This window comes from Caballeronia glathei, from assembly GCF_000698595.1.
Classification (GTDB): Bacteria; Pseudomonadota; Gammaproteobacteria; order Burkholderiales; family Burkholderiaceae; genus Caballeronia; species Caballeronia glathei.
The window spans coordinates 104,658-112,205 of record NZ_JFHC01000017.1; the positions used below are offsets into that span (position 1 = coordinate 104,658).

7 protein-coding genes are annotated in these 7,548 nt (G+C 63.8%); 3 read left to right on the top strand and 4 right to left on the bottom strand.

Annotation, left to right across the window (positions count from 1 at the left end):
* The first annotated feature begins 1 nt into the window (after nt 1).
* The 3 genes from BG61_RS13500 to BG61_RS43960 are packed head-to-tail and all read left to right on the top strand — an operon-like array spanning nt 2 to nt 3,682.
* Complete coding sequence (locus BG61_RS13500) at nt 2-1,291, top strand: LssY C-terminal domain-containing protein (RefSeq protein WP_035939677.1); 1,290 nt, start codon at nt 2-4, stop codon at nt 1,289-1,291.
* A complete protein-coding gene (locus BG61_RS13505) occupies nt 1,288-2,541 on the top strand; it encodes an LssY C-terminal domain-containing protein (protein ID WP_035939675.1) in 1,254 nt (417 codons plus the stop codon). Before BG61_RS13500 ends, BG61_RS13505 begins: the two co-directional genes overlap by 4 nt.
* Nucleotides 2,528-3,682 carry a lipase family protein gene (locus BG61_RS43960; protein WP_035939672.1) on the top strand — a complete coding sequence of 385 codons (1,155 nt, stop codon included), beginning with the start codon at nt 2,528-2,530 and terminating at the stop codon, nt 3,680-3,682. Before BG61_RS13505 ends, BG61_RS43960 begins: the two co-directional genes overlap by 14 nt.
* 181 nt (nt 3,683-3,863) lie before the next feature.
* On the opposite strand, the gene phaZ is transcribed toward BG61_RS43960, so the two are convergent.
* The 4 genes from phaZ to BG61_RS13530 all read right to left on the bottom strand — a co-directional run bounded on the left by phaZ (nt 3,864) and on the right by BG61_RS13530 (nt 7,426).
* Complete coding sequence (phaZ, locus tag BG61_RS13515) at nt 3,864-4,685, bottom strand: poly(3-hydroxyalkanoate) depolymerase (protein WP_035939671.1); 822 nt, start codon at nt 4,683-4,685, stop codon at nt 3,864-3,866.
* A 70-nt stretch (nt 4,686-4,755) separates the two neighbouring features.
* On the bottom strand, nt 4,756-5,178 hold the full coding sequence (locus BG61_RS13520) for a phasin family protein (protein ID WP_035939803.1): 423 nt from the start codon (nt 5,176-5,178) through the stop codon (nt 4,756-4,758).
* Nucleotides 5,179-5,223: 45 nt separating this feature from the next.
* Nucleotides 5,224-6,915, bottom strand: a complete 1,692-nt coding sequence (locus BG61_RS13525) for an alpha/beta fold hydrolase (RefSeq protein WP_051672494.1) — start codon at nt 6,913-6,915, stop codon at nt 5,224-5,226.
* A 46-nt stretch (nt 6,916-6,961) separates the two neighbouring features.
* Nucleotides 6,962-7,426: a MaoC family dehydratase gene (locus BG61_RS13530; RefSeq protein WP_035938287.1), complete on the bottom strand. Its 465-nt coding sequence runs from the start codon at nt 7,424-7,426 to the stop codon at nt 6,962-6,964.
* Nucleotides 7,427-7,548 lie beyond the last annotated feature (122 nt).

The window sequence follows — 7,548 nt, forward strand, 5'->3', positions numbered from 1 at the left end:
GATGAACGACATCGTGAATCGACTGCTGGTTGCAGTTATCGTCGCCTTGTTCCTGTCGGGTTGCGCCGCAACGCCGCCTGCCAGCGAGCTCTCGTACAAGAGCCGCGCCGTGACGCGCACCGAAGGCGGACTGCGGGTAACGACCGTGGTGCTTTCCGCTGATGAAAGCGCGGCCGTCTATGGCGTGCCGCTCGCCAAGAAGGGGATTCAACCCGTCTGGGTAGAAGTCTCGAACAACGAGACCCTTAGCTATTTCCTGATGTCTCCGGGCCTTGACCCGAACTTCTTCCCCGCTTCGGAAGCTGCCGAGGCATATCTCAACAGCGTTCCGTCCGGCGGGAAGGACGAACTCGACCAGCGCTTTCGCGGGCTTGCCTTCCAGAACCCCGTCCTGCCCGGCCAGACCAAGTCGGGATACGTGCTGACGCACCTCAACGAGGGCGCGAAGCTCGTGCAGATCGACCTCGTGGCGAGCGCGCGTGCAAGGACGTTCTCGATCCTCATGGTCGTGCCGGGCTTCTATGCCGACTACCATGTCAGCGAAGTCTTTCGGCGCGAGATCTATCCGCCCGAAAAGATCGTGAACTATACGGACGACGACGCGTTTCGCGCCGCTCTCGAAGCCCTTCCCTGCTGCGCAACGAACAAGGACGGTTCGAAGAACGGCGATCCGCTCAATCTGGTCATCGTCGGGGGCCTCGACGACGCCTTTCCCGCACTCGTGCGGCGCGGCTGGAGCCCGACCGAGCAAAAGTGGTCGGGCGCGATCATGAGGATGGTCACGTCCGCGCTCTCCGGCGATCGTTATGTCAATGCGCCCGTCAGCGATCTTTATCTCTTTGGCCGGGCGCAGGACCTCGCGTTGCAAAAGGCGCGTGACAATGTTCACCAGCGCAATCATCTGCGGCTCTGGCTAAGTCCCATGCGCTATCGGGGTAAGCCCGTATGGGTGGGGCAGATCAGCCGGGATATCGGCACCCGTCTCACGATTCACTCACCTACGCTCACCACGCACAAGATCGACCCGGACGTAGACGAAGCGCGCAAAGCACTGGCGGAGGATATGGCGTATTCCCAGAATCTCACCCAGCTTGGTTTCGTCAGGGGAGTAGGGGCAGCCCCGCAAGGCGCGCCGAGCCAGAACCTCACCACCGATCCGTACTACACCGACGGGTATCGACAGGTACTCGTATTCGACCGCCACCCCACGTCTCTTTCAGAGATCGAAGTCCTTCCGTGGGAGAAGAGCACGAAAATCAACAACACGCCGCCCTCGGGAGCGAAACAATGAGCGCGCCGCCGCGGTCTCCGCGTGCACTGAGAAATGCAGCCGGCAGCGTTGTTCTCCTTCTCGCCCTGGCCGCCTGCGCGACATGGACGGCGCCGGCGAACGTCGACGATGGGCCGCTGCGTGAGCGTGCCGTGAGCGCGACCAACCAGGACGTGCAGGTGAGCGCGGCCGTGCTGGGATCGGAAGACAGCAAGCGCATGTTCGGCGCCGACGTCAACAAGACCAACGTACAGCCGGTATGGATCGAGGTTCGGAACCGGACTTCGCAACCGTTGTGGCTGCTGCAATCGGGAACCGATCCAGACTACTTCTCGCCGCTCGAAGTCGCGTGGTCCATGCACACGCTGCTCGGGGGAGCGACGAATGCGAGCATCGACGATCACTTCAACAAGCTCGGATTCAGGAACCCGATTCTGCCGGGTGAAACCCGCACGGGGATTGTGTTCACCAACCCTGACCGGGACCCCAAGCTCGTCAACATCGACCTGTTCGGGAACAGGACGCTGGTGCCTTTCTCCCTTTTCGTGCACGTCCCGGATGACGTTTCCGACTCTCGCTTGGCGCTGACCCTGTTCCAGTATCCCAATACGGAGATCACCGACTACCACGATCTCGCCTCGCTGCGCGCCGCGATCGAACGGCTGCCGTGCTGCGCGAGCGATCAGCACAAGACGACCGGCGCGGACCCGTTGAATGTCGTTGTCGTCGGCAATCTTGGGGACATAGGGGCCGCATTGGTGCGACGCAGCTATCGCCGCAACCTGCGCGACGGCGATCTCGATCAGTGGGTCTACGGACGCAAGCCGGACGTCGTTCTGCGCAAGGAGGCGCAGGCGGGCGTGGCCGCGACCTCGATCCGTGCGTGGCTCACGCCCATTCGCTTCAACGGCGCGCTCGTGTATGTCGTGCAGGTCGGACGTCCGGTCGGCGGCCGCTTTGTGCACGGCGGCGCCGCAGCCGACGTACTGCATGGGGATGTCGACGAGGCAAGGAATTTCCTGGTCCAGGACATGATGTACTCGGGGGGTCTCGACAAGCTCGGATTCGCCAACGGCGTTACTCCTGCGCCAGAGGCGCGTCCCCGCACGACGCTGAACGGTGCGCCGTACCATACCGACGGATTGCGCGCAGTGATGTTTTTTGCAACGCGGCCGCTGAGTTTTACCAACGTCGAAATTCTGGACTGGGTGCCTTACCTCGAGCGGCGCGAGTCCGCCGAACGCGGAGAGAACGGCGATGCAGGCAAGTAACCCCGCCGCCGGATCGCACGGCGGTGCCGCGGCGCGGCCGGCTCGTCCCATGCGTGCATTGCGCAGCGGCGGCATCGGAATCGCTGCCGCCGTGACCTGTCTTGTGCTCGCAGCATGCGCAGCGAAACCGCTCGTCCCCTACTCCGCGGACACGCCGCCGCTTGCGCTCGTTCCGGCGTCCCAGGCGGGCGTACAGGACAAACGGGCGCGGTTCCGCGAGATCTACTGCGCGGTGCTGGAGGCGCACGGCTCCGCACTTGCCGATTACCGTCGCTGCGAAGACGCGCTGACACGCGTGGGTGTCGAGCCCGCCGGCACCGGCATGCCTGTCGATCTGGGCCAATCCAGGCGCCATCTCGTCGCGGTCGTGGTGCCCGGCGTCGGGTACGACTGCTTCAAGCCCTGGCTGAATGCGCCCGGCACCGTGACGAAACACCTGCAGCCGTTCGGCTACGACGCGATCATGCTCACCGTCGACGGGTTGTCGAGTTCGGCGAACAACGCTCGCCAGATTCGCGACGCCATATTGGCCATGCAACTGCCGGCGGGCGCACCGCAGCTCGTCCTGATCGGCTATTCGAAGGGGGCTCCGGACATTCTGGAGGCGCTCGTCGACTATCCGGAGATTCGCGGACGCGTGGCAGCGGTGGTGAGCGCGGCCGGAGCGATCGGCGGATCGCCGCTTGCGAACGACGCCGAGCAATTCCAGGCGGACATGCTGCGATACTTTCCGGGATCGACCTGCACCTCCGGAGACGGCGGCGCCGTGCAAAGCCTGCGACCGGCAACACGCAGAGCGTGGATGGCGCAGAACCCGCTTCCCGGCGGGCTGCGCTACTACTCGCTCGCGACGTTCCCCCAGCCGGAACGCATTTCCTCGATACTCAAGTCGAGCTACGAGAAACTCGCGCGCGTCGATGCGCGCAACGACAGTCAGGTGATCTTCTACGATCAGGTCGTGCCCGGCAGCGCACTGCTCGGCTACGTCAACGCGGATCACTGGGCACTCGCCGTGCCGATTGCGCGGACACACACGATGATCGGCTCGCTGTTCGTCACGCAGAACGCCTACCCCCGTGAGGCGCTAACGGAAGCGGTGCTGCGCTTTGTGGAGGAAGATCTGGCGACGCCCGGAAAGTGAAGCGAATCGCCGCCGGGAATCTCGCGGCGGCGCCCGCCCGGGGTACGAGGTCCGTGCTCCATTGACCCGCGGCCCCGTATTCCCCGTTGATGCTCACGGGGTCATGATGTGAAACCCGACTGTCGGGATTGCGGTTCGGCCAGCACGACTACGCCTTCGTCGCCCTTCTTCGTCAGGCCGCTCAACACGGCTCCCGCAGCAGGAAGTCGCGCACCAGCGCAGCTACTTCCGCGGTCCGGGTAATCACGAAGAGGTGACCGTCCTCGATGACGTGAAGCGTCGACTGGCGGATGCGGGCAGCGAGAATCCTCGCATTGACGAGCGGGACGATGGGGTCGTCGTCACCGTGCATGACGAGTGTGGGCTGGCGCAGGCAGCCGAGCCAGAGCAGGCTGCTCCATCCCCACGCGGCCAGCAGCTGGTACACGTACCCACGTCCGCCCGGCGCCTGAATGTGACGTCCGTGCTCCTTCAGCAATTCGGGGTCGTCCCGGTACGCGCCACCGTAAATATCGGCGCCGACTTCCTGCAGATAGTCCGGGTCCCGATAGCGGCGCGACCCGATCAGCTTGGAAAGCACGGAAAGCTGCCCGGGCACCATGATGACGCCCGGCGAGGTGGCGGCCAGCACCAGTCGCCGGCAACGCGACGGATACAGATACGCGAATTGCTGCGCGAGCGCTCCACCCCACGACACGCCGAGCACATCCACCTGCCCTTCATAGCCGAGCTTCGAGAGCAGCTTGTCGGTCAGTACCGCCATCGTGGAAAAGCGGTACGGCGCAAGGGGCGCGGGCGATCCGCCCACGCCCGGAATATCAAAGATGACGACTTCCACGTCGCCGAGCGCGTCGACGAACGGCTGGACCAGTTCGAGATTGGCACCGATGCCATTGAAGATGACGAGCGGCGGCGAAACATCGCTGCCGTGCCAGATACCGACGCGGAGCCGTTGGCCGTCCAGATCGACGGTCTGGATATCCAGGGTGCGCACACTTTGCATCGTTCTTGTCCGTGTGAATGTCAGAGGAACGCCGCGCGATAGCGCCGGCGTTCCGTACCGCGAGGCCGGGTTACTGCTTCGGCTGGAGCATCGCCTTGAATTCCTCGACGTTCTCCGCGACGCGGCTGCTTACCACCGCAAAACTCGCGGACGGGATTTTCCAGGCGGTGCCGGTGAATTCCTGCATGTTCGACACCGTGCCGACGTGGGCCTGACGCACCATGTCGCCAACGCTTGCGGACGCTCCTACTGGCGACGCATCCGGCTTCGTGACAAGCGTCTGCAATTGCGACATCGTCGTTCGCGCGATGTCGGCCTGCTTCTCGCCGAGGGACTGAATGCCCGCAAGCGCCGTCGTGGTGAGCGTCGCCAGCGCATCAACGTCCTTGCGGCGCGATTCGATGACGGCGTCCAGGTCGAATCCCGGCACCCTGAACTTGCCGAGCAGGCTGGTGTAATGGGCAAGAATGCTATTTTGCGCGGTTGATTCCATGGTCAAGCTCTCCATTTGGATCATGTTGAAAAAGAATGCTGCGGGTCAAGCCTCGAGGGCGTAGGTTCCCGGCGCGTCGGCAAGCCGCTTGTGGCGCCTGTTGCCGAGCGCCCTGGGCGCGGCGCGCAGTTCGCCCGAACGTTCGGCGAGCCACTGGCGCCAGTCGCTCCACCACGAATCCGCCTCGGGTCGAGCCCCGGCGAGCCATGCGTCGGCGTCTTCGGGCAGCTCCGCGTTACGGAAGAACTTTGCCTTGGGATTGCCCGGCGGATTGATCAGGCTCTGGATATGGCCGCTCGAACTCAGCACGTACCGCGTCTTGCCGCCGAACGTGCGCGCCGTGCTGTAGACACCTTTCCACGGCGTGATGTGGTCCGTCATGCCGGCGAGGACGTACGTGTCGCACGTGACCTCCGACAAGTCGATCGGCGTGCCCAGGACATTCAGTGCCCGGGGCGTGCTGAACAGGTTGTTCGTGAAGATGTCGAGCAACTGGCCGTGCAGCTTCGCGGGCAGGCGCGTCGTATCGTTGTTCCAGTAGAGAATGTCGAAGGCAGGCGGCGCCTTGCCCAGCAGATAGTTGTTGACCCAGAAGTTCCAGACAAGATCGTTGGGCCTCATCCAGGCGAACACGCGGCCGATCTCCTCGCCCGCCAGCACGCCCTTGGCCATGCTGTTCTGCTTGGCGAGCTCGACGGCCTCGGGTGTGCTGAAGAGCCCGAGTTGCGACTGGTTGATATTGTCCAGCACCGCCACCATGAGCGTGGCCGCGTTGACGGTCTTCTCGCCGCGGCTTGCCAGATGGCCAAGCAGGGCCGAGATCGTCATCGCGCCGGAGCAAGCGCCGTGGAGGTTCACGTCCGCGCTGCCGGTGATGTCGCGCACCGCCTGGATCGCCTCGATGAGCGCTGCGACGTACGTGTCCAGATCCCAGTCGCGATGTTCCCCGGTCGGGTTGCGCCAGCTCACGACGAACACCTGAAACTCGTTATTGACCAGATACTCGACGATGCTCTTGCCCTTCGACAGGTCGAAGATGTAGTACTTGTTGATCTGCGGCGGCACGATCAGTTGCGGGCGTGCGTACACATTCGGGGTAGCCGGCGCGTATTGAATGAGTTCGAGTACCTCGTTGCGAAACACCACCGCACCGGGGGACGTACCGAGATTCCCGCCGACCTCGAACGCGGTCTTGTCGACCTGCGCGGGCATGCCCTTGTTGTTCAGCGTATCGGCCAGCATGTTCTTCAGGCCAGCAACGAGACTTGCGCCGCCCGAATCCACGACCTTCCTGAGCGCCGCGGGATTGCCGGCCAGCGTGTTGGTCGGCGCGAGTGCGTCGGTCATGAGCGACATCACGAACTGCGCGCGTTCCTTGCTCCTGTCATCGAGCGCCGAGCGCTCCACGAAACCGGCGAGCGCGTTGCGCCACGCCAGATAGCCCTGCAACGTCATGCGGTACAGCGAATGATCGCGCCATGCCGGATCGGCGAAGCGTTTGTCGCCCTGCTGCGGCGGGGATGTCTCGTTGCCGCTCAAGGCCGACGTCAGATCGCGGGCGAGGGCTGCCGTCTGATCGAGCAGGAGCGCGGGATGCCGCACCGCCTGCGCGCCGATCTGCTGGGCGGCGGCGAAAATGTCGATGGCGCGCAGCCCGACGAACGGGTTGGGTCCAAGCATGCCGTCCGTCGCGCCAGCCGCGATGTCGTCATGCTCATTGCTCATGTTTGCTGCCATCTCAATCTCCGTGCCTTCTCTTTTGTCTTGTCTAACCGCTTGACCATCACGCCACGATCATCACGAGCGTTTGCGCAATCAGCGCGGGCTTGTCTTCGCCTTCGATCTGCAGTTCGTTGCCGGTCTTGACGATGATGCGGCCGCCTTCCTTCCTTTCGACCGAGGTCAGCACCACGCGGCTTCGCACCCGGGCGCCCGCCTTGACGGGCGTCATGAAGCGCACCTTGTCGAGCCCGTAGTTCAGGGCGGCTGATGCATCCGACGGAACGAGACCTACCTCGATCGCGAGCGATGCCAGCAACGAAAGCGTCAGATAGCCGTGCGCGATCGTGCCGCCAAAAGGGCTGTCGCGTTTCGCGCGCTCGACATTCAGGTGAATCCACTGCATGTCGCCCGTGCACTGCGCGAAGGCGTCGATGCGCGCCTGGTCGACGACGACCCAATCCGATACGCCCAGCTCCTGGCCGACGAACTCATCGATCGTCGCCATGCTGTATCCGGTAATGCTCATGCTGTTGCCTTCCTTTCGAGCGAGCAGGCGAACTGTTCGCGCAGCCGCTTCTTGTTCAGTTTGCCCACGCTCGTCTTGTCGAGCTGATCGACGATCTTCACGATCTGCGGCACGGCGTACTT